The organism is Devosia sp. P1_H9, assembly GCF_056405135.1.
This window is the reverse complement of sequence record NZ_JBFUCQ010000003.1, coordinates 229597-252564: the sequence shown is the minus strand read 5'-3', so window position 1 is coordinate 252564 and position 22968 is coordinate 229597. Positions and strand designations below refer to the sequence as shown.

At 64.7% G+C, this 22968-nt stretch carries 19 protein-coding genes; 13 read left to right on the top strand and 6 right to left on the bottom strand.

Annotated features, from left to right (window positions below):
* Position 1 precedes the first annotated feature (1 nt).
* Entirely contained in the window at positions 2 to 916 is a 915-nt protein-coding gene (locus AC1DYL_RS07310; RefSeq protein ID WP_477172615.1) for a dihydrodipicolinate synthase family protein, read from the bottom strand.
* A 184-nt stretch (positions 917 to 1100) separates the two neighbouring features.
* Here AC1DYL_RS07310 and AC1DYL_RS07305 point away from each other — a divergent pair, with 184 nt between their 5' ends.
* The 5 genes from AC1DYL_RS07305 (at position 1101) to AC1DYL_RS07285 (ending at position 7942) form a co-directional block, all read left to right on the top strand.
* Entirely contained in the window at positions 1101 to 2843 is a 1743-nt protein-coding gene (locus AC1DYL_RS07305; protein ID WP_477172614.1) for an ABC transporter substrate-binding protein, read from the top strand.
* Positions 2844 to 2914: 71 nt separating this feature from the next.
* Entirely contained in the window at positions 2915 to 4756 is a 1842-nt protein-coding gene (locus AC1DYL_RS07300) for an ABC transporter ATP-binding protein (protein WP_477172613.1), read from the top strand.
* Positions 4753 to 5685 carry an ABC transporter permease gene (locus AC1DYL_RS07295; RefSeq protein WP_477172612.1) on the top strand — a complete coding sequence of 311 codons (933 nt, stop codon included), beginning with the start codon at positions 4753 to 4755 and terminating at the stop codon, positions 5683 to 5685. Before AC1DYL_RS07300 ends, AC1DYL_RS07295 begins: the two co-directional genes overlap by 4 nt.
* The gene (locus AC1DYL_RS07290) at positions 5682 to 6635 is read left to right on the top strand and encodes an ABC transporter permease (RefSeq protein WP_477172611.1); all 954 of its coding nucleotides are present in this window, start codon (positions 5682 to 5684) and stop codon (positions 6633 to 6635) included. The genes AC1DYL_RS07295 and AC1DYL_RS07290 overlap by 4 nt, the downstream gene beginning before the upstream one ends.
* A gap of 11 nt (positions 6636 to 6646) precedes the next feature.
* Complete coding sequence (locus AC1DYL_RS07285; RefSeq protein ID WP_477172610.1) at positions 6647 to 7942, top strand: alpha/beta fold hydrolase; 1296 nt, start codon at positions 6647 to 6649, stop codon at positions 7940 to 7942.
* Positions 7943 to 7965: 23 nt separating this feature from the next.
* Here AC1DYL_RS07285 and AC1DYL_RS07280 read toward each other — a convergent pair whose 3' ends face one another.
* From AC1DYL_RS07280 to AC1DYL_RS07265, 4 genes are read right to left on the bottom strand one after another with little or no spacing between them, the layout of a single operon-like run.
* The gene (locus tag AC1DYL_RS07280; RefSeq protein WP_477172609.1) at positions 7966 to 8964 is read right to left on the bottom strand and encodes an aldo/keto reductase; all 999 of its coding nucleotides are present in this window, start codon (positions 8962 to 8964) and stop codon (positions 7966 to 7968) included.
* Positions 8965 to 9003: 39 nt separating this feature from the next.
* Entirely contained in the window at positions 9004 to 10233 is a 1230-nt protein-coding gene (locus AC1DYL_RS07275; RefSeq protein WP_477172608.1) for an NAD(P)/FAD-dependent oxidoreductase, read from the bottom strand.
* A 3-nt stretch (positions 10234 to 10236) separates the two neighbouring features.
* The gene (locus AC1DYL_RS07270) at positions 10237 to 10551 is read right to left on the bottom strand and encodes a MocE family 2Fe-2S type ferredoxin (RefSeq protein ID WP_477172607.1); all 315 of its coding nucleotides are present in this window, start codon (positions 10549 to 10551) and stop codon (positions 10237 to 10239) included.
* Positions 10552 to 10574: 23 nt separating this feature from the next.
* Positions 10575 to 11669 carry a fatty acid desaturase family protein gene (locus AC1DYL_RS07265; RefSeq protein WP_477172606.1) on the bottom strand — a complete coding sequence of 365 codons (1095 nt, stop codon included), beginning with the start codon at positions 11667 to 11669 and terminating at the stop codon, positions 10575 to 10577.
* Between the two features lie 140 nt (positions 11670 to 11809).
* On the opposite strand from AC1DYL_RS07265, the gene AC1DYL_RS07260 reads away from it, so the two are divergent.
* The 6 genes from AC1DYL_RS07260 (at position 11810) to AC1DYL_RS07235 (ending at position 17757) form a co-directional block, all read left to right on the top strand.
* Entirely contained in the window at positions 11810 to 12829 is a 1020-nt protein-coding gene (locus AC1DYL_RS07260; protein ID WP_477156862.1) for a LacI family DNA-binding transcriptional regulator, read from the top strand.
* 196 nt (positions 12830 to 13025) lie between these two features.
* Positions 13026 to 13856 carry a TIM barrel protein gene (locus AC1DYL_RS07255; RefSeq protein WP_477172605.1) on the top strand — a complete coding sequence of 277 codons (831 nt, stop codon included), beginning with the start codon at positions 13026 to 13028 and terminating at the stop codon, positions 13854 to 13856.
* An 82-nt stretch (positions 13857 to 13938) separates the two neighbouring features.
* Positions 13939 to 14868: a sugar ABC transporter substrate-binding protein gene (locus tag AC1DYL_RS07250; RefSeq protein WP_477150873.1), complete on the top strand. Its 930-nt coding sequence runs from the start codon at positions 13939 to 13941 to the stop codon at positions 14866 to 14868.
* 81 nt (positions 14869 to 14949) lie between these two features.
* Positions 14950 to 16488, top strand: a complete 1539-nt coding sequence (locus tag AC1DYL_RS07245; protein ID WP_477172604.1) for a sugar ABC transporter ATP-binding protein — start codon at positions 14950 to 14952, stop codon at positions 16486 to 16488.
* A gap of 27 nt (positions 16489 to 16515) precedes the next feature.
* The gene (locus tag AC1DYL_RS07240) at positions 16516 to 17538 is read left to right on the top strand and encodes an ABC transporter permease (RefSeq protein WP_477172603.1); all 1023 of its coding nucleotides are present in this window, start codon (positions 16516 to 16518) and stop codon (positions 17536 to 17538) included.
* Positions 17539 to 17550: 12 nt separating this feature from the next.
* Positions 17551 to 17757, top strand: a complete 207-nt coding sequence (locus tag AC1DYL_RS07235; RefSeq protein WP_477172602.1) for a LacI family DNA-binding transcriptional regulator — start codon at positions 17551 to 17553, stop codon at positions 17755 to 17757.
* A 101-nt stretch (positions 17758 to 17858) separates the two neighbouring features.
* Here AC1DYL_RS07235 and AC1DYL_RS07230 read toward each other — a convergent pair whose 3' ends face one another.
* Positions 17859 to 18887, bottom strand: a complete 1029-nt coding sequence (locus tag AC1DYL_RS07230; protein ID WP_477172601.1) for a LacI family DNA-binding transcriptional regulator — start codon at positions 18885 to 18887, stop codon at positions 17859 to 17861.
* 225 nt (positions 18888 to 19112) lie between these two features.
* On the opposite strand from AC1DYL_RS07230, the gene AC1DYL_RS07225 reads away from it, so the two are divergent.
* The gene (locus AC1DYL_RS07225) at positions 19113 to 21428 is read left to right on the top strand and encodes a family 78 glycoside hydrolase catalytic domain (RefSeq protein WP_477172600.1); all 2316 of its coding nucleotides are present in this window, start codon (positions 19113 to 19115) and stop codon (positions 21426 to 21428) included.
* 189 nt (positions 21429 to 21617) lie between these two features.
* Positions 21618 to 22907, top strand: coding sequence for an ABC transporter substrate-binding protein (locus tag AC1DYL_RS07220; protein ID WP_477172599.1), 1290 nt, complete (start codon positions 21618 to 21620; stop codon positions 22905 to 22907).
* The last annotated feature ends 61 nt before the right edge of the window (positions 22908 to 22968 follow it).

The following is a 22968-nucleotide window of genomic DNA, read 5'->3' as shown; positions in this document are numbered from 1 at the left end:
GTCAGAAGCCGTATTTGGCGAGGTTCGGTCGGTTCTTGAGGCCGGTTTCCGTGACCTTGCGTACATGCGCCTCCTCGGCACCGATCAACGGCAGGCGAGGCTGGCGCACAAGGGGCGAGGTGCCGCGGACGATGTGCTCGACCAGCTTGATGTTCTGGACGAATTTCGGGCCGATATCCATGTGCAGGAGCGGCAGGAACCAGCGGTAGATTGCTAGCGCCTCGGCGATCCGGCCCTGTTGCACGAGCTTGTAGATCGCGACGGTCTCACGCGGGAAAGCGACGACGAGGCCGGCAATCCACCCGCTGCAGCCGAGGATAAGACTCTCGAGCGCAAGGTCATCGACGCCTGTGAGAAGTTGGTAGCGATCGCCGACGGCGTTGAGTGTTTCGTTGATGCGCCGCGTGTCACCGGTCGACTCTTTGATGGCGACGAATTTGGGTTCATCCGACATCTCCTGCAGCATCGCAGCATTGATATCGATGCCGTAGGCGAGAGGGTTGTTGTAGATGATGATGGGCAATGGCGAGGCCGCGGCGATGGCGCGGTAATGGGTGACCACCTCGCGGTCATCGGCGAGGTAGCGCATGGCGGGCAGCACCATCAGACCCTCGATGCCGGCCTTGGCTGCCTCGGCGGCGAGTTCGGCGCCGGCGCGCGTCGAGTCCTCGGCAATGGTCAGCAGTACCGGGACCCGACCGGCCGCTTGCTCGATCGCCGCCCGCGCGATCGCCAGCTTTTCTTCGCGCACGAGGCTGCTCGCTTCGCCGAGCGATCCGCACATGATGACGCCGTCGACGCCCGCCTCGATCTGGAAGGCGACGTCGGCTCTCACGCCCGCATAATCCACCTCCTGATCGGCCTTGAGCTTGGTGGTGAGGGCGGGAAGTACGCCGCGAAAATCGCTCTTGTTCATCTGAACCTCGGGACTGTGAAGGCACCGTTCGACAACGGTCACGAGCCCCCACTCATAGGGCCGTGATCTTCTGTCGGCAAGATGTCGACAATACGCTTGACGTGAATTTGGGAGCGGACAAGTATGCGACCGGCAGCGACGGCCCAGCAGGGACGATCGCGCCGAAAAACACAGGAGGGTCTTCATGGGACGTTCGAGACTGTTGTCGCGGCTGGCGCTCGTAGGGCTGCTGGCTGGCGCCTGTTCAATCCCGGCGCTAACGGCCTCCGCACAGGAAGCGGGTGGGGTACTGCGCATTCTGGGCACCGAGGATATTGACCATTTCGATCCAACCTCGGCGGCTCTCGTCACGTCGAATAACTTCCTGCGCGCCACGACGCGCCAGCTGATCTCCTACAAATCGTCCAATGACGAGCTGGTCCGCGTGACGCCCGAGGGTGACCTCGCGACGGAAGTCCCGCAGCCGACCGACGATGGGCTGACCTACACGTTCAAGCTGCGCCAGGGCGCGATGTGGAATGCGGCGTCCGGCGCCCGCCAGATCACCTCGGCCGATTTCGAGCGTGGCCTCAAACGCATGTGCAACCCGGCCCTGGGCTCGGCGGCGCTGACCTACTATACGGGTCTGATCGCGGGCCTCGCCGAGTTCTGCGACGGGTTTGCCAAGGTCGAGCCGACCGTCGAGGCCATGAAGGCCTATATCGAAGGCAACGACATCCCCGGCATCGAGACGCCGGACGACGAAACCATCGTCATCAAGCTCAAGCAGCGTGCCGGCGACTTCATCTTCATGCTGTCGCTGCCCACTTCCGCGCCGGCTCCGGTCGAAGTTCTCGACTACATGCCGGATGGCCCGGACTACCGCGCCAACTTCATCGCCAGCGGCCCCTATACCCCGGCCGAATACACGCCGGACAGCTCGATGCAGCTGGTGCGCAATCCATCCTGGAAAGCCGACAGCGATCCGCTGCGCAAAGCCTATGTCGATGAGATCCAACTCACCTTTGGGCTCACCGTCGATGCCATCATGCAGCAATTGCAGTCGGGCGATGGCGACATGACCTATGACGTCACCATTCCGCCGGCCGTGCTGCAGACGCTGATCGCTGCAGGCGACGACAAGCTGGTGACGGTGTCGTCAGGCAACACCAATTTCATCTTCATCAACACCGTCTCGGGCAACAACAATGGCGCGCTCAAGGACCTGCGCGTCCGCCAAGCGCTGAACCATGCCGTCGACAAGGCGGCGGTGGTGCAACAGCAGGGCGGCCCCGAGATCGCCAAGCCGGTCAACGGCATCTTCGGTGTCGGTGTGCTGGGCTATCACGAGTTCAACCTCTATCCGTCCGATGGCGACAAGGGTGATCCGGAAAAGGCCAAGGCGCTGCTCGCCGAGGCCGGCTTCCCCAACGGCATCACCCTCAAGATGCCGTACCGCAACAAGGGCATCGAGCCCAACATCGCCCAGACCATCCAGGCCTCGATGGCACGTGCGGGCATCACCCTCGAGCTCACCCCGGTCACCGCTTCCGACTATTATTCGAAGTTCATGACCAACCCGGTGAACACCAAGGACGGCACCTGGGACATCGCGCCCGTGGGCTGGACGCCCGACTGGGCCGGTGGCGCCGCCCGCTCCGTGTTCCAGCCCCAGTTCAGCTACGACGGCACGCACCAGACCTACAACTACACCGACTACAACAACGACAAGGCGAACGCGCTGGCCGACCAGGCCATCAATGCGCCGACCGCCGAAGAAGTCGGCAAGCTCTGGGGGCAGGTCGACGAACTGGTCATGGCCGACGCGCCCGTAGTTCCGCTCATCGCCAACCTCATCGTGCTCTATCATGGAGCCGCGGTGCAGGGCTTCGAGCCCTACTCGTTGGGCGTCCAGGGTGACTGGACCAATGTCTGGCTGCAACGCTAGGCTCTGATCTGAAGGCACGCCCGCGCGCCCATGAGGTGCGCGGGTCTCTCCTCGCTAGCGGAGTGCGTGGCTTGGCTGTTCTGGAAGCGCGGCATCTCAGCGTCGATATCCCAACCGAAGACGGCATCATCCACGCGGTCCGCGATGTCTCGTTCTCGATCGAGGCTGGCGAGCTGTTCGGTATCGCCGGCGAGTCCGGCTCCGGAAAGAGCGTTCTGGCCCAGTCGATCCTCGGCCTGTTGCCCATGGCGCGCGTCAGCGGCGAGGTGCTGTTCGAAGGTCGAAGTCTCCTCGATCTGTCGCAGCGTGAGCAGCAATCGATACGAGGCTCCCGCATCGGCATGATCTTTCAGGATCCGATGTCGAGCCTTCATCCCTACTACTCGGTGGGCAGCCAGGTCGCCGAGATGATCCACGCCCATGAGAAGGTGTCGCGCGAAGCGGCGCGCCGGCGCGTCGTCGATATCCTTGCGCGCGTCGGCATCACTTCGCCCGACGAGCGGTACGATCATTTTCCGCATCAGTTCTCCGGCGGCATGCGGCAGCGCGTGATGATCGCCATGGCGCTGGTGCTGCGGCCGCCGCTGGTGATCGCCGACGAACCGACCACGGCGCTCGACGTTACCGTACAGGCACAGGTCGTGGCCCTGCTCGACGAGATGCGCCGCGAACTGGGTACCACGGTGATCATGATCACCCACGATCTCGGGCTGCTGTCGAGTGTCGCCGACCACATCATGGTGATGTATGCCGGGCGCCGCATGGAGATCGGGCCGAGTGCGCCGCTCTTTGCGGCACCAAGCCATCCCTACACGGCGGGCCTGCTTGCCTCGTCGCCATCCAACTACGCGGCCGGTGCCGAGCTGGTGCCGATCCCGGGCCGCCCACCGAGCCTGCTGCAGAACCCGACCGGCTGCGTATTCGCGCCGCGCTGCTCGAGCGCGATGCCGGCCTGCAGCATACCGCCGCCGCTTCGCGTCTATAGCGACGGCCTCGAAGCCTTATGCTGGCTCGAAACCACGCCCGTGCCCGCCGCCGGCCCAGCGTCGGCAAGCCAAGGCAAAGTCGAATCTTCCGATGCCGTCGTCACCGTGGAAGAGGTGCGCCTGAGCTTCGGGGGCGGCGGGCCGCTCTGGCGGGGGCAGGAGGTCGAAGTCCTCAAGGGCATCGACCTCGAACTGCGGCGCGGGGCAACCCTGGGACTGGTGGGCGAGAGCGGCTGCGGCAAGTCCACGCTGGCGCGCGTCATCGCGGGGCTCATCCCGATGACCGCCGGTCGCGTCACACTGCTCGGACAGGACATCTCAACGCTCGATACCGCCGCCTGGCAGGCGCTGCGGCGGCAAGTCCAGCTCGTGTTCCAGAACCCCTACGGCGCCCTCAATCCACGCCGGCGCATCGGTGCCATCATCGGCGATCCCTTCCGTATCCACGGCATCGCCTCGGGTCCCGTGCGCAAGGCCGAAGTACAGCGACTGATGGAACTGGTCGGCCTCAATCCGGAGCACTACAACCGCTTCCCATCCGAATTCTCCGGCGGCCAGCGGCAGCGTATCGGCATCGCCCGGGCTTTGGCGCTCAACCCCGCCCTGATCATCTATGACGAGCCGGTCTCCGCGCTCGATGTCTCCATCCAGGCGCAGATCCTCAACCTCATGCGCTCACTGCAAGAACAGCTGGGGCTGACTTACCTCTTCATCTCGCACGACCTCGCTGTGGTGCGGCATGTCTGCGACCGTGTCGCGGTGATGGAGGCGGGCCGGATCGTCGAGATGGCGGACACCGAAACGCTCTACGCCGCGCCCCAGCATCCTTATACGCGCACGCTGCTTGCCGCATCGGTCTCACCGCCGCCGCGCCATCCGGTTGCCGGTCGCCGCCTCGTCACCTCCGTCGCCACGGAGCTGGCATGAGCGTCGGCGCGGCCTCCCCCGTTGTCCAGCGCAGCTCGCTCGCGCTCACCCTGCGCCGCCTCTTGCGCGATCCGGCGAGCGTTGCCGCCTTCTGCTTCATCATCCTCACGGTGATCTTCGCCTTCTCCGCGCCGCTGATCGCTTCTGCCACCGGCCACTCGCCGATCGAGCAGTATCGCGACACCGGCCTGTCACCCATGGGCCTGCCGGTCGCGCCCAACAGCGAGTTCGTCTTCGGTACCGATCATCTCGGCCGCGACGTGCTGGTGCGCCTCGCGTATGGGGCGAGCGTATCGCTGACCGTCGGCATTCTCGCGGCACTTGCCGCCGCCGTCGTTGGCGTCACGGTCGGCATGGTCGCCGGCTTCTTCGGTGGCTGGGTCGACACGGTGCTGAGCCGCGCCATGGACCTCGTGATGAGCGTGCCGTTCCTGCTCTGCGCCCTCGCGCTGGTTTCCGTCTTCGGGCCCAGCCTCTCTCTCAGCATCGGCGTTATCGTCTTTTTCAGCTGGACCACGATGGGCCGCGTCATCCGCGGCCAGGTGATCTCGCTGCGCCGGCAGGAGTTCGTGGAAGCGAGCCGCTCGCTGGGGGCAGGGCCGCTGTCGATCATGTTCGTCGACATCCTGCCCAATCTCAGCGTGCCCATCATCGTCTACACGACCATGATGATCCCCGGCTCGATCGTCTTCGAGGCCACGCTGTCCTTCCTCGGCATGGGTATCGTGCCTCCGGCGCCAAGCTGGGGCGGGATGCTCGCCGATGCCGCCGCGAACTCGATCTATCTCGTCGCCTGGTGGCTGGTGCTGATTCCCGGTCTGGCCCTGCTCCTCACCACGCTGGCCTTCAACATCCTCGGCGATGGGCTCCGCGATGCGCTCGATCCGAAGGGCAGGCGGGTGTTAGGCCAGGTGAGGACGAAGCCATGATCCGCTTCCTCGCCGGCCGTGTCCTGTTCGGCGCACTGGTGCTGTTCGCGCTCAGCGTCTTCGTCTTCTTCCTGTTCTTCATCGCGCCCGGCGATCCCGCCCGCATGATCGCCGGCGACAAGGCGACCGAAACGCAGCTCATCCAGATCCGCACCAATCTCGGCCTCGATCGCCCGATCACCGAGCAGTACTTCCGCTTCGTCGGCAACGCGCTCCACGGCGATCTCGGCTTCTCGTATCGCAACCAGCAGCCGGTCGCGAAACTGATCATCAACCGGCTGCCGGCGACCCTTTCGCTGGTCATCGGCGGCGTCATCGTCTGGCTTGCAGTCGGCATTCCCGTCGGCATCATGTCGGCGCGGCATGCGGGAGGTCTGCGCGATCGGGTGGGGCAGGGCTTCATCCTCATCGGGCTGAGCTTTCCAACCTTCGTCCTCGGCATGATGTCGCTCTACCTGTTCTATTTCCTGCCCCGACAGGCGGGCTTCAGTTTGCTCCCTGCGGGCGGTTTCAAGCCATTCCTGCCCAACCCTGCAATCTGGGCCTGGCACCTGATCCTGCCATGGTCGACACTCGCTCTCACTACCTCGGCCGTCTATGCGCGATTGACGCGCGGGCAGATGCTCGAGGTGATGGGCGAGGACTACATCCGCACCGCCCGTGCCAAGGGCCTCAGTGAGCGCAAGGTCGTCTGGAAGCACGCCATGCGCGCGACGCTGACGCCGCTCGTCAGCCAGCTCGGCGCCGACGTCGCCCTGCTGCTGGGCGGTGCCATCGTCATCGAGCAGGTCTATGGCCTTCAGGGCGTGGGCGCGCTGGCCGTGCAGGCCGTGGCCAATCTCGATCGGCCCATCATTATCGGCGTCGTCCTCCTGGGCGGCTTCTTCATCGTCATTGCCAACATCGTCGTCGACATCATCTACGTTTTGCTCGACCCACGCGTCCGCTAGGAAAGACCGACATGCCCGTCGCCGAATGCACCATTCCCGGCATGCACATTCGCGACCATCTGGTTCCGGTGCCGCTCGACTGGGCCGATCCGACCAGCTCGCCCATGATCGAAGTGTTCGTGCGCGAAGTCGTCGACCCGACCAAGAAGGCTGACAATCTGCCGCTGCTGGTGTTTCTCCAGGGTGGCCCCGGGGGCAAGTCGCCACGTCCCACCGCCGGCAGCCCATCGTGGCTCGCCGAAGCGCTGAAGACCCATCGCGTCATCCTGCCCGATCAGCGCGGCACCGGCCGCTCGAGCCGCATCGAAGCTGCGACGATGGCGCAGTTCGCCGATGGCGCAGCCGGTGCGGACCATCTCGTCAAGTTCCGCGCCGACTCGATCGTCGATGACTTCGAGCATGTGCGGAAGACGCTTTTCGCCGGCAAGCGCTGGGAGTCGCTCGGGCAAAGCTATGGCGGCTTTCTGACCCTCACCTACCTGTCGCGCTACCCCGACGCCCTTGGCGCCTGCTACGTCGCCGGCGGTCTCGGGAGCCTCAGGCCATCGGCCGACGAAGTCTATCGCCGCACCTACCCACGCGCCGCGGCCAAATCGGCGCGCTTCTACAAGCGCTACCCCGACGATGTGGCCCGCGTTGCCGCTCTGGCCGATTTCATCGATGCCAATGATGTGCGGTTGCCGGACGGCGACCGGCTGACGGTCAGGCGCCTCCAGATCGTCGGCATCGACCTGGGCATGGGGCCCGGGCTCGAGAACATCCATTGGTTGATCGACGAGGCATTCTCTTCACCCGAGCATCTCTCCGACCATTTCCTTGCGACGATCATGGGCGAGACCAGCTACGACGGTGGCCCGCTCTTCGCCGCCTTGCAGGAAAGCATCTACGGCCACAACGCCGGCGCCACCAATTGGGCCGCCGAACGCGAACGCCTCAACCATCCCGAGTTCTCGCCGGCGGCCCGGCCGCTGCTGTTCACCGGTGAGATGATGTTCCCGTGGATGTTCGAGGAAATCCGCTCTCTCCGTCCCTTCCGCGCTGCCACCGAGGCCCTCGCAAAACGAGAGACATATCCACCGCTCTACGACGCCGCTCGCCTCACGGCGAACGACGTTCCCGTCGCAGCGGTCGTCTATCACGACGATCTCTATGTCGATGCTGGGCTGTCGCTCGAGACCGCTTCGGAGGTCGGCAACCTCACGCCGTGGATCACCAACGAGTTCGAGCACGACGGCATCCGTCAGAGCGCCAGTGTCTTCAAGCGACTGGTCCAGATGGTCAAGGAACAAGGCGGCCCGCTGAGCTAGCCCTCGGTCGACGGGACAATCCGTCAGGCGTCCTCGAGCAAGCCGAAGTTCTTGAAGTCGGCGAAGTTCTTCGTCCAGCGGTGCTTTTCGAACAGCTCGGTGAAGACCTCGTCGGGTAGCGGGCCCTCGGCGACCGCGTCGATATTCATCTGCGCATGCTGCGGCACATGCATCGAGGAAATGGCGGTGGTGACGCCGGGGTGCTGCAGCACGAAGCGTAGAGCGAGGGCGGCAAGAGAAGAGGCGTATTTCGGGATGTAGCGGCGCAGGCGATCGACCTTGGCAATGTAGGCCTCTCGCGGCACCGATAGATCGAAATAGCCATCGCGGAAATCGCCCGGCTCGAACCGGGTGTCGCGCTGCAGATAGCCCGTGAGCCCGCCCTCATCGAGGACGCAGCGCGCAATCACTGCCACGGAGTTGGCGGCACAGGCCGGCACCAGCATCTCGAGCGCCAGCGGATCGAAGATGTTGATGATGGTCTGGATGCTGTCGATCGCGCCGTTTTGCGCCAGTGCCAGCGCCATGTCGGAGCGGTGATCGGGGATCGATACCCCGATATAGCGCACCTTGCCCTGCTCCTTGAGCCTCTGCAGCTCGTCCAGCCAATGACCGGAAGTGCCCCAGGAGGCCCAATAGGTGTGCAGCTGCAGGAGGTCGATCTGCTCGAGCCCCAGCGTCCTGAGCGACCGCTCGCAATCGGCGGTGCAGTGACCTTTTGGATAAGCCGCGTTCACGTCGACCGGCGTGCCCCATTGGCGCTGTCCGGCCAAGCCCGCGACCTTGGTGGCGACGAACGGTCGGAGGCCGCTCCACTCCTTGATGGCGACACCGACGATGCGCTCGGATTCACCGTAGGCACGTGCCGTGTCGATGAAGTTCACTCCGCGCTCCATGGCGAGGTGCAGGGCGTGCACGTGTTCTCTGTCGCTTTGCGCGCCGAACCAGCCCGCAAAGCCCATTGCGCCGAACCCCAGCCGGCTGACGCGGGTGGCGTCATCCCTGAACCTGGCGAACTCCATGGCCAACTCCCCCGTTTGTGGACACCTCGCTGATCTTCGTCAGGCGGCGAGCATCGTTTTCAGTTTCGCGTCGGCTCGGGCCAGCAGCAGCGGATCCGGCCGCGCACCGCGTGCGATCAGCATTTCCGCGAGCCGGATATCGCGCGCAACGGCGCCGCCCACCCCGATACCGCTCGCGGCAAGCAGGCGCCCGCCTTCGTCGAGATGGAAGAGGATGAACGCGCCATCGCCGAGATCGCGGCGGACGGTTTGAAGAAGTGGATCGGCGAGGCCCGCGACCTGCAGCGTAAGGTCGTACTGATCGGACCAGAACCAGGGCACGGCCGAATGCTGTGTCGCCTCGCCCAGCATGTTGGCGGCGGCGATTTCGGCCTGGTCGGTGGCGTTGCGCCAGGATTCGAGGCGCACGATGCGGCCATCGCGGCTCGCGAGCGGAAAGGCGCAGCAATCGCCGGCGGCAAAGATGTCGGGGTCGGTCGTCGCAAGCCGGGTATCGACGACGATGCCGTTATCGACGGTGAGGCCTGCCGCCGCCGCAAGCTCGGCATTGGGGACTGCACCGATACTCGCGACCAGCAGGTCGCCGAGGAAGGTGCGGCCGTCGGCGAGCGTGACCGCTGCGTCGGTGGCGTTGGTATCGATGCGCTCGACGGGCGTGCCGCAATGGATCTCGACGCCGGCCATGGCGTGCCGCGCCGCAACCACTTCAGCGATCGCCTCGGGGACGCCGCGCATGAGGATGCGCGGCTGCGTCTCGATAACGGTCACTTTCGCACCGCGGTCGCGGGCCGTCGCAGCGATCTCGAGACCGAGAAAGCCGCCGCCGAGGACAAGGAGCTCCGCGCCTTGCGGCAGGCGATCGCGTAGCGAGACGCAGTCGTCGATCGTGCGCAGATAGGCGATGCCGGGGATGTAGATCCCTTCGTGCATGAGCTTGCGCGGTCGCGCTCCGGTGGCAAGCAGCAGCCGATCGTATGCAAGGCTGTCGCCGTCGCCGAGGCTGATCCGTTTGCGGTGTCGGTCGATGGCGGTGACGAGGCTTACCCGATGCGTGATCCGCGCCTCAGCCAGTTGGTCGCGATGCGTCACGAACCGCGCCGGCGCATCGTCTGTGGCGAGGACGGCCTTCGACAGCGGCGGGCGCTCGTAGGGGAGATGCGGCTCGGAGCCGATCAGGTCGATGGGGCCGTCATAGCCCTTGCTGCGCAGGGCAAGGGCAGCGCGCAATCCGCATTCGCCCGCTCCAACGATGACCATGGCGGCGCGCATGGCTCAACCGATCTCCACGAGGACCGCGTCGTCCTCGACCTTCACCGGATAAGTCACGAGGTTGACGCAGGCCGGGGCGCTTTTGGCGACCCCGGTCTTGTAGTTGAAGCGGCCATTATGCTTGGGGCATTCGATCACATCGCCCATGACAAGACCGTCCGACAGGAAGGCGTGCTCATGGGTGCAGATGCCGTCCGTGGCGTAGAATTCGCCGTCGGGGCTCTTGTAGATGGCGAAGACCCGGCCGGCGTGATCGAAGCGGATCAGATCCTCCTCGTCGACATCGTCCACGCTGCAGGCTTGTACCCACTGGCCCATCGGGCTCTCCTCCCAGTCAGTTTCTATTCGGCTGCGGCCGGCACTTGCGCGGCGTGCAACTCTTCGCGGTAGGGCTTGGCGGTCGGCGGCAGCTCGCGCTTGAGGAAATAGTCCTCGTATTTCAGCTGGCGCAGGAAGGCCGGGATCATCTCGCGATAGCCCGCGAGGATCGAGGGCGTCGGCGCCGGCAGGTCGTGCTTTATCGCCTCATGCAGCTTCGGCAGCGCGTGATACGGCACCATCGGGAACATGTGGTGCTCCACGTGGTAGTTCATATTCCAGTAGATGAACCGGCTGATCGGGTTCATCAGGACGCTGCGGGAATTGAGCCGGTGGTCGGTGACGTTCTCGGCCAGCCCGCCATGCTGCAACAGCCCGGTCATCACGTGGTGCCAGGCGCCGTAGAGCCGGGGCAGCCCGACGAGCATCAGCGGCAGGATCGACTGCATGTACAGGGCGAGGCCGATCACCACAGCGTAGATCGCGAGCCAGATCCGGGCGACGCGGATCACCTTGTGCTGCTCCATCTCAGGGATGAAGCTCTTTTCGGCCGAGCTGAGGTTGCCGGCGGCGTTGCGCAGCATGTCGCCGATCGCGAACCAGGCGTCGTAGAGGCCGACGAAGTTGGCGATGAGCCGCAACAGGTCCGGCGGCCGCATCACCGCGATCTCGGGATCGCGCCCGACGATAACCGTGTCGGTGTGGTGCCGGGCGTGGCTCCAGCGCCAGGTCACCGGGTTGCGCATGATCATGAAGCACGCGAGCTGATAGACGGCGCGGTTCATCCACTGCGTCTTGAACGCTGTGCCGTGGCCGCATTCGTGCCAGCGCGAGTCTGTGGCTGAGCCGTAGAGCACGCCATAGGCGAGGAAGAGCGGCACGGCCCACCACGAGCCCCAGAAGTAGATGCCGCCGGCCGCAAAGATAGCCATCAGGCCCAGCCATATGATGGTGTCGCGGATGGCGGGCGCATCCGAGCGCTGCATCAGCTCCTTCATCTGCTTGCGCGGCACATCGGTGTGGTACCACTCGGCGGCAGCGAGGCCGCTTTCCACGGCGCGTTGGGCGTCAGGCCCGAACAGGCTGTAGTCGCGCCTGGTCGTTGTTGGGTTCGTCATCGTCTCCTCCACACTGCCGGATGGACCGGCAACGTCGAGCAACGGCTACCCGCAATAGTCGTTGTGGCGCAACGCCGCCATGATGTATTCTATCAGAAACAATCATCTGCCCCATCAGCCAATGAGCGGAACGTGCCACGATGAAGCGACCAACCATTGCCGATCTCGCCGATGTCGCCGGCGTGAGCGTGGCCACAGTGGACCGTGTGCTGAACCGGCGCCTACCCGTCCGCGAGGCGACAGCGCTGCGCGTGGTCGAGGCGGCTGAAGCGATCGGCTATCACGCAACGGGCCTGTTGAAGCAGCGGCTGAACGAGGTGCCGCAGCGCACGTTCGGGTTCCTGCTGCAGCGCCGCAACGCCTACTATACAGCGCTTGCGGAGGCTCTCATCGAGGCGACGCGCAGCGCCAGCTTTATCCAGGGCCGCGCCATCGTCGAGCATATAGACGAGATCGTGCCGTCGAGCATCGCCGCACGCCTGCGCGAGATCGCGCCACGTGTGGATGCCGTCGCTGTCGTTGCCGTCGACCATCCGATCATCAACGAGGCGATCGGCGAACTCGCTGCCAGTGGCAAGCCGGTGGTGACGCTGATCACCGACGTGACGGCGCCCAACCGGGCCGGCTGCCTGATGGCCGATCGGCATAAGTCGGGGCGCACTGCCGCCTGGGCGATCTCCCGGCTGTCGCCGGAGGCAGGCAAGGTCGGCATCGTGATCGGCAGTCATCGCTATCTCAGCCAGGAGACGTCGGAGATCAGCTTTCGCAGCTACATGCGGGAGAATGCGCCGCAATTCACTCTGCTCGAGCCGGTGGTGAACCTCGATGACCACCAGCTCTGCTACGAGGCGGTCATCGACCTCGTGACCTCGCATCCGGATCTCGTCGGGATCTACTGCTGTGGCGGCGGCGAGGAGGGGCTGGTGCGGGCCCTGCGCGAAGAGGCCAGGGGACGGCGCATCGTCACGGTCTGCAACGAGCTCACGCCGGTAACCCGGCAGGCGCTCATCGATGGCGTTATCGACCTGGTCCTGGGAACGCCGGTTCCGGCGCTGGCCCAGCGAACGGTCGAGGTCATGGCGCAGGCCGTGTCCGAGCCGCAGCGCGGCATGACCCAGGTCCTGCTACCGGCAGACCTCTATATCAGCGAGAACATCTGAACCCTGAAGTTTCCGTCATCGCCTATCATCGCCAAAATGATGGGCAATGATAGGTTCGTGATAGGAAACAATCTTCCGGTTTGACACTTCCGGAATGGAACGGGCAGTCTAAACACCAATTGGAATGTTACAAACGTTCCATCTTGGCCGGCAGAACGCGCACAAGAACGCGCAGCCGGAGGGGAGGACTGCCGCCATGTCGTCAACGATCGACTTCGCCCTCAATCATATGGTCGCGCCGCAGCTCGACCTGGTCTCTTTCTTCAGGCTGGCGCGATCGCTGGGCCTGACTGGCGTCGAAATCCGCAACGACATCGCCGGCCAGGCGATCCTCGACGGCGCCTCGGCTGCGACCGTGCGGGCAAAGGCTGAAGCGGCTGGCGTCTCGATCCTCACCATCAACGCGCTGCAACGCTTCAACGACTGGACCTCGGAGCGTGAGCGCGAGGCGCGGGCTCTCATCCAATACGCTCGGGATTGCGGCGCGGCGGCGCTGATCCTTGTGCCCGTGAACGATGGCTCTGGCCGCGGTGACGGCGAGCGCCAGGCCAATGTCCGCACCGCACTGATCACGCTGAAGCCGATGCTGGAAGATGCCGGGATCATCGGGCTCGTCGAGCCGCTGGGCTTCGAGATTTGCAGCCTGCGTTCGAAGCGCGAGGCGGTGCAAGCCATCCGGACAGTGCTGGGCGAGAACGTATTCCGCGTCACTCACGACACGTTCCACCACCATCTGGCGGGTGAGCCGGACCTGTTCCCGGAATTCACCGGCCTCGTCCACATCTCCGGCGTCGATGATCCGAACGTCGCGATCCGCAACATGCGCGATGCTCACCGCGTCCTCGTCGATGCACGCGATCGCATTGGCAACGTCGAGCAGATCGCTGCCCTCACCGCCGCCGGCTATCGCGGTCCCTTCTCGTTCGAGCCGTTCGCCGACGAGCTGAGAACGCTGACCGATCCGGCCGCTGCCATCAGCAAGAGCATCGAGTTCGTCAGGGGGCAACTCGCCGCCCAGGCGGCCTAGCTGCCTCACGACCGGGCCCTCAGGGAGGGGGCCTCCGGCATGTTCAGGCGCCGCCGGACGCCGCAAAGTGGAGGATATCGAATTGAAGAAGACCATTCTGGCCGGCCTCGCGCTGGCACTGATGACCGGAACCGCGATGGCCGAGAATGTCGGCGTCAGCATGGCTCTGTTCGACGACAACTTCCTCACCGTGCTGCGCAACGGCATGATCGACTATGCGAAAACGCTCGACGGGGTGAACCTGCAGGTCGAGGACGCGCAGAACGATGTGGCCAAGCAGTTGAGCCAGATCCAGAACTTCATCGCCTCCGGCGTCGACGCCATCATCGTCAACCCGGTGGATACTTCGGCCACCGCGGCGATGACCAAGCTTGCCGCCGACGCCAAGATCCCGCTGGTCTATGTGAACCGCCAACCGATCGACGTCGACGCGCTGCCCGACAACGCCGCGTTCGTCGCGTCGAACGAAGTCGATAGCGGCACGCTCGAGACCAAGGAGGTCTGCAAGCTCTTGGGCGGCAAGGGCAACATCGTCGTGATGATGGGCGAGCTCTCCAACCAGGCAGCCGTGCAGCGGACCGCCGACGTGCACGACGTGCTGGCAACGCCGGAGTGCTCCGGTCTCAAGATCGTGGAGGAGCAGACCGCCAACTGGTCGCGTACGCAGGGCTCCGACCTGATGACCAACTGGCTCTCCGCCGGCCTGCAGTTCGATGCTGTCGTCGCCAACAATGACGAGATGGCGATCGGCGCCATCCAGGCCCTCAAGGCCTCCGGTCGTGCCATGGACTCGGTGGTGATCGGCGGCGTCGATGCCACGCAGGACGCGCTGGCGGCCATGGCGGCGGGCGACCTCGATGTCACCGTGTTCCAGAACGCGGCCGGCCAGGGCCAGGGCTCGGTCGACGCCGCCCTCAAGCTGGCGCGTGGCGAAGCCGTGGACCAGAAAGTCTGGATCCCCTTCGAGCTCGTGACCCCCGCCAATCTCGCGGACTACCAGGCCAAGAACTAACGGGATCTCTCCTCCCGCACTGGGGACGCGTGCGAGCCGCATGCGTCCCTTCTTTCCCCGCCTGGATGGAAAGGAAATTCCATGCTCAGTCCGACGACCATGCGCGCGGTCCGCGAGAGCGGCGCGGTTCCGCAATCCGAGTTCCTGCTGGAGGTGAGCGGGATCCGCAAGGAATTCCCGGGTGTGCTGGCCCTCGACGACGTCCAGTTCAAACTGAAGCGCGGCACGGTGCATGCACTGATGGGCGAGAACGGCGCGGGCAAGTCGACGCTGATGAAGATCCTCGCCGGCATCTATCAGCCCGATACGGGCGAGGTGCGGCTCAAGGGCCAGGACATCCGGCTCGTATCCCCGCTCGATGCGCTCGAGAACGGCATTGCCATGATCCATCAGGAGCTCAACCTGATGGCCTACATGACGGTGGCGGAGAACATCTGGATCCGCCGCGAGCCGCTCGGCGCCTTCGGCATGGTCGACCACAAGAAGATGCGCGACATGACGCGCGAGCTGCTGGAGCGGCTCCGCATCCCGATCGATCCCGAGATCAAGGTGCAGGAGCTCTCGGTCGCGAGCCGCCAGATGGTCGAGATCGCCAAGGCCGTCTCCTACCAATCCGATGTGCTGATCATGGACGAGCCGACTTCGGCGCTCACTGAGCGCGAGGTGGAGCACCTGTTCGAGATCATCCGCGCGCTGCGGTCAGAGGGTAAGGGCATCGTCTACATCACGCACAAGATGAACGAGCTGTTCGAGATCGCCGACGAGGTGTCGGTGTTCCGCGACGGCCGCTACATCGGCACGCACGCCTCGGGCGAGATCACCCGCGACGACATCATCCGCATGATGGTGGGGCGCGAGATCACCCAGATGTTCCCCAAGGAAGAGGTGCCGATCGGGGACGTCGTGCTCTCGGTCAAGGGCCTCACGCTCAACGGCGTCTTCTCCGACGTGAGCTTCGACATCCGCTCGGGCGAAATTCTCGGCCTCGCCGGCCTCGTCGGGTCGGGCCGCTCGAACGTTGCCGAAACGCTGTTCGGCGTCACGCCCGCCAGCGCTGGCACGATTGCGATCAACGGCACTGAGGTGTCGGTCGCCTCGCCCAATGAAGCGATCCGGCACGGCATGGCCTTCCTCACCGAGGACCGCAAGGAGACCGGGTGCCTGCTCATTCTTGACGTGCTCGAGAACATGCAGGTCGCCGTGCTGCAGGATCGTTTCGTCAGGCTCGGCTTCGTCGACGAACGGGGCGTGACCGACGCCTGCGAGAAGATGGCCGAGATGCTCAGGGTCAAGACCCCGAGCCTCAACGAGACGGTCGAGAACCTGTCGGGCGGCAACCAGCAGAAGGTGCTGATCGGCCGCTGGCTGCTCACCAATCCCAAGATCCTCATCCTCGACGAGCCGACGCGCGGCATCGACGTCGGGGCCAAGGCGGAAATCCATCGGCTGGTCTCCGGCCTCGTCCGGCAGGGCGTGGCGGTGCTGATGATCTCGTCCGAAATGCCGGAGGTGCTGGGGATGAGCGACCGCGTCATGGTGATGCATGAGGGGCGGGTCACCGGCTTCGTCGATCGGGCCGACGCCGACCAGGTCAAGGTCATGGATCTCGCGTCGCGCTGAGGCGGGCGCTCGAGAGGGAGGAAAACGATGAGCATTGAGAACGCGAGTGCGATAGCCGCCACAAGGCCAACGGCGCAGCGCAGGCGGCGGCTGCCCACCGAACTGAGCATCTTCCTGGTGCTGGTCGGCATCGCGCTGATCTTCGAAGCGCTGGGCTGGATCTTCGTCCACCAGAGCTTCCTCGGTAACCCCGCCCGGCTGCAGATCATGATCCTGCAGGTCTCGGTGCTCGGCATCATCGCCGTCGGTGTGACGCAGGTGATCATTGCCGGCGGCATCGACCTCAGTTCCGGGTCGGTGGTCGGCGCCACCGCCATGGTCGCAGCCAGCCTTGCGCAGTCGTCGACGTGGCCGACACCGGTCTACCCCGGGCTGGTGGACCTGCCGTTCGTCATCCCGATCGGGGCAGGGCTGCTGTTCGGGCTCCTCGCCGGCGTCATCAACGGCGCCCTCATCGCCTACACCAGGATACCGCCATTCATCGCCACGCTGGGCATGATGGTGTCGGCTCGCGGCGTCGCCAAGTGGTACACCACCGGCAAGCCGGTTTCGGGTCTCACCGAGCAGTTCACCTTCATCGGTACCTGGATCTGGCCGGTCGTCGTGCTGCTTGTCGTCGCGGCCATCTTCCACGTGGCGCTGCGCTATACCCGCTACGGCAAGTTCACCTATGCCATCGGCGCCAACCCGCAGGCGGCGCGCGTCTCGGGCATCAGCATCGAGCGGCACCTGGTCAAGGTCTACGCCATCGCCGGGCTGCTGGCGGGGCTCGCCGGCGTGATGACCGCGGCCCGTGCCCAAAGCGGCCAGGCCGGCATGGGGGTGATGAACGAGCTCGACGCCATCACCATGGCGGTGATCGGCGGCACGTCGCTGGCCGGCGGGCGCGGTTCCATCCTCGGCACGGTGATCGGCATGATCATCCTCGGCACGATGATATCAGGCTTCACGTTCTTAAGGGTCGACGCGTTCTACCAGGAGATGATCAAGGGCGTGATCATCGTGGGTGCGGTCATCGTCGACCAGTACCGGCAGCGCCGGAAGAAGTAGGCGGAGGGGGCCATGTTCGAACCCGCGCTGGGCATCGAGCGCCTTGGGACGATCAAGGAAATCGCTCAACTCGTCGGCGTCGCCGAGAGCACGGTGCATCGTGCCCTCAAGGGCACCAGCGTGAGCGATGAAACCCGCACGCGGGTCATCTCTGCCGTCCGGGAGATCAACCAGCGCAAGATCAGGCTGGTCGATGAAAGAGGGGGATCCGACCTCTAGTCGGCTCGCTCCTCCGGCGCGCCAGGTGTCAGGATCGTGGGCCCGGCCCATTCGGGACGCCGCGACGAGACCGCACTGTTGTGGCCGGCCTGCAGTCCTGTTCATCCGCCCAGCGTGCTGCTCCGGCGCACCACCAACCTCGGCTGCAGCAGGATCTGTTCGGTTTCGGTGCGCCCCTCGAATCTCTCGACGAGCAACCTCGCAGCGTGTGTGCCGATCTGTTCGCCCGACTGGTCGACGCTCGTCAGGCTGTTCTGATCGAGTGCGCAGTACACGGTGTTGTCGTGGCCGACGATGGCCAGGTCCTCTGGAACACGGAGTCCACTTGAGCGCGCATGGCTGATCGCTTCGAAGGCCACTGCGTCGCACCAGCAGAAGATCGCCTGCGGTGCACTCTCCAGCAGTTTTTCCATGCCGCCATAGATCCCCCTGGGGGTCTGGTCGGTGCGGACAGTGTTGATGCGGGCGGCGAGCCCCTGGGCCTCCATCTCGTGCCGGTAGCCGCTTTCTCGCATCCGCATGGCCGTGGGGTGTTCAAGGCTCAGCATGGCGATGCGGTCAGCACCCTGCTTTACGAGATGCTGCACCACCAATCGTCCGCTTTGCTCGTCGTTATTGTTCACCGTGTCGAACGTCGTCGCGGCGAGCGGACGATTGCCGATGGCCACCACGGGGATACGGCTCCCAAGCTCGGTGAGTTGCTCGGACGACAGGCTGCTCGAAACGAGTATGAGCCCGTCCATCTGCATGTCGATCATTGCCTGCGTAAGGTCGCTTTCGCTCGACTGCGAGGCGATGCCTTGCACCGTCTGGTAGGGCGTACGCTCGAAGCCCGCGCTGATGCCGGCGAAGATATCGGCGAGGAAGGGGTTGCGCATGTCGGGAAAGACAACACCGACGACGAAGGATCGTCCGCGCAGCCCGCGGGCAGCGGTGTTGGGGGTGTAGCCCAGCTTCTTGATCGAAGCGTTCACCCGCTCGCGAAGCGAGTCGCTCACGCCATAGGCATTGCGCAGAACCTTGGATACGGCGGCAAACGACACGCCGGCATCGGCGGCCACCTGAAGAATGGTGACACGCTTCGGCTTGCTCTTTGCCGGGCCGCCTCGCTTCTGCTCGATCTTGTTCATCTCGGGTCCCCTCCGCTGTCGATAGCAGACCCGGTGGATTCTCAGCAAATGGCGAGCCCTGACGGCGTCCGTTGCCGTCCCAGGGACTGGACCCGTTGTAATCCCACCCGAACGACGTTACACGACCAAATGTGCAACCTTGCACGTTTTCTCATTTTGAGTGGTTGGGAGGTCGAGTTGATCAGAGGGGCGAAGGGCATTGAGGCCATAGGTTGGGCAGCCAGGATGATCCGCCCCCTGGCCGATGGCGGAGAGGGCACCCCGGCGAGCCAGGTCGCGCGCGAGTTCAGCGTCTCTCGGCTCAACGGAAACGAGGTGCTCCGCATCTCGGCGCTGGGACTCTACCGGGCATTCATCAATGGCCAACGGGTGGGCGAGGATGCGCTGACGCCCGGCTGGACGAACTACGACGCGAGGCTCTCCTACCAGGTCTACGATGTCGCCCACCTGCTCAAGGAGGGCGCCAATACCATCACGATCTGGATCGGCGACGGTTGGTATCGATCCCCGCTGATGTGGATCGAGGAGCGGCGCAAGAACATCTGGGGCACCAGGGTTTCAGCGATCGCCGAGATCAGGGGCGGAACAGGTCTCGCCGACGTAGTGATGTGCACGGACGGGCAGTGGACGAGCGGAGAGACGCCCATCCGCAAGTCCCAGATCTATTTCGGCGAGATCTTCGATGCGACGCTGACGCCGAAGGCGAAGCAAGGCGTCGAAGTTGTCGATTTCGATCCCGGCAAGCTCATCACGCATGAATGCGAGCCGGTGCGAGAGCTTGAGCCGCTCGATCCGGTTAAGGAATGGCAGGATCGCGAGGGCCGCACCCTCTACGACTTCGGGCAGAACACGGCCGGATATGTCCGCCTTACGCTCGCGGCCGATGGGCCGTCCGAGGTCCTGATTGAGCACGCCGAAGTGCTCGACAAGCACGGGCAGTTCTACAATGGCAACTACCGGAGCGCCGAGGCCATCATCAGGCTGCAGGTCGATGAGCGCGGGCTCGCTGGCTATAGCCCGCACTTCACCTATCAGGGCTTTCGCTACGCCCGCGTCACGATCAAAGGCTCCGCGCGCATCACGCGCATCCAGTCCGTGCCGATATCTTCGGTCCCCCAGGCAACCGCCTCTTTTTCGAGCGGCAACCCATTGGTGAACCGCTTCTTCCAAAACGCCATCTGGTCGCACCGCTCCAACTTCATCGACGTGCCGACCGACTGCCCGCAACGCGACGAGCGGCTGGGCTTTAGCGGCGACGCGCAGGTGTTCGCGGGCACCGCCTGCTATCTCGCGGACAGCCACGACTTCCTCGTCAAGTATGTGCGCGAGTTGATGATCGACCAAGCGCCGGATGGCGCCATCTCGCACACGTCCCCACACATTGTGCGCGTGAAGCCGGGCAAGCGCATGCAGTACGGCTCGACCGGCTGGGGCGACGCCATCACCGTCATCCCGTGGCGGCTCTACCTCCAGTATGGCGACAGGGACATCCTCGCCGAAACGCTGCCTGCCATGGTCAAGTGGATCGATTTCGTCTGGTCGCTGACCCGCGACGGGATCGTGCGGCCGCCTGCGACCCCGGGAGCACGGGGCTTCTGCCTCGGCGATTGGCTGCAGCCCAAGGGACCCAGCTCCAAGCCGCTGCCGACCATCGGCGATGATGCAGCTGCAACGCTCTATCTCTACATCAGCCTCGGTATTGCCGTTCGCGCGGCCGAGCTCGTCGGCGAACCCAGTATCGCCTCGCGGTTGACGACGCTGCGTTCGGAGGTCGAAACCGCCTTCCGCGACGAGTTCGTCACGCCATCCGGCCGACTCGCCTACGACGACCAGACGTCCTACGCGCTGGCGCTGCTCCATGGCTTGGTCCCAAGCGACAAGATCGCCGCGGCGACGGGATATTTCCGGAGCGCCATCATGCGGACCGGCGGCCGGCTCGGAACCGGGTTCATCGGCACGCCGGCCCTCCTTCCGGCCTTGGTAAAGGTAGGGGAGGGCGCCCTTGCCGGTGAGGTGTTCCTGCAGGAGGACGTGCCCGGCTGGCTCTATCAGGTGCGCATGGGGGCAACGACCGTCTGGGAGCGTTGGGATGCCATCCGCGCCGACGGCACGATCTACGATCCGCAGATGAACTCGTTCAACCACTACGCCTTCGGGGCGGTGTGCGAGTGGCTTCTCGAGGGCGTCGCCGGGTTCCGCCCCGACGAGACTGCGCCGGGCTTTGAGAGCATCGTCTTTTCTCCGACCATCGTGGATGGATTGTCCCCGGTTACTGCCCATTACGACTCGGTGCGGGGCCGGATTTCGGCATCCTGGACGCTGGTTGGCGACGAGGTCCGTTACGAGTTCGTCGTGCCCGAAGGGGCGCGCGGCACGCTGCGGCTATCGCTCGAATACCGCGATGCCGAACTCGATGGCACGCCGATCATGGCGGGCGTCGACGCCATCGTCGGACCGGGCAAGCATGTTGCCGTGTTCAAATACGCCATACCTGGCAGGCAACTGGTCGGTGAGTCCCTGCTTGCCGCCAACATGCCCTGACGCAAATCACGTGCAACGTTGAATGTGCAACCTTGCACACTTTGAGTTTGTAGGCTAAGCCAAGCAGGTATGCGCTCGATAAGAAGCGTGGGGTGGAGCAGGGATGGGCGCCTCGGTGCGCCCGCGGCAACCGCAACTGCGACCGACCCTGGGCCGAACGGGGGCGCGAGGAGACAACGGAGGAATTGAATGGCTAGACCACTGATCCGCAACATGCTGGCAGGCGCCAGTTTGTTGGCGATGACGCTGATCGCGGGAGGTGCGCACGCGCAGCAGGTGACCGTATCGCTGCTCGTCGACAACTCACCCGAGGTGCTGACGAGGTTCGAGGCCTTGGTGGCCGGCTTTGAAGCCGCGAACCCCGACGTCAATGTCGAGATCGAAACGAGGCCAGGCGGCGAGGAAGGGGGTAACCTGGTGAAGACCCGCCTCGCGACCGGCACGATCACCGACCTGTTCACCTACAACTCGGGCTCGCTGCTGAGGGCGCTCAATCCCGGGCAGTTCATGGCCGATCTCAGCAACGAGCCCTGGCAGGCCGATGTGCAGGAGACGTTCAAGCGCGTTGTCTCGACGCCGGAGGGCGCCATCGTGGGAGCGCCGTTCAGCACGGCCTCGGCTGGCGGCATCCTCTACAACAAGCCGATCTATGAGCGTCTTGGCCTGTCGGTTCCCAAGACCTGGGACGAGTTCATCGCGAACAATGAGGCGATCCTCAAGGACGGCAAGGTCGCCCCGATCATCCAGACCTACAAGGACAGCTGGACCAGCCAGATCCTGATCCTCGCCGACTTCTACAACGTCCAGGCTGCCGAGCCGGATTTCGCCACACTCTACACTGAGGGCAAGGCAAAGTTCGCGACGGACCCGGCAGCGCTGCGCAGCTTCCAGAAGCTGCAGCAGGTCTTCAAGGCCGGCCTGTTCAACAAGGACTTCGCCTCGGCCGGTTACCAGGATGGCATCCGCATGCTGGCGACTGGAGAGGGAGCGCACTACCCGATCATCAGCGGTGCGCTGCGTGCCATGGGAGCGACCTATCCGGATCAGTTGAAGGACGTCGGCTACTTCCCCGTGCCGAGCGATGATGCCTCGCACAACGGCCTTACAGCGTGGATGCCGCAGGCGCTCTATGTGTCGAAGAACACGCCCAATCTCGATGCTGCCAAGAAATTCCTGGCCTTCGTTGTCAGCCCCGAAGGCTGCGAGATTCTCAAGAACACCGGCGGCGGCACTGGTCCCTTCCTGGTCAAGGGCTGCGTGCTCGAGGGCGCGGCGCCGGCCGTCTCCGACATGCTTCCGTTCTGGGACAGCGGCAACAACTCCCCGGCCCTCGAGTTCCTCTCGCCCATCAAGGGGCCGGCGCTCGAGCAGATCACTGTCTCGGTCGGCTCCGGCATCATGACGGCCGAAGAGGGGGCCAAGCTCTACGACGAAGACGTCCGTAAGCAGGCTCAGCAGCTCGGTCTCGCCGGCTGGTGATCATCCCGCCTGACAGCAGCTCCGGACCCGTCCGGAGCTGCTCCTTGTGAAGCAGTTGGTG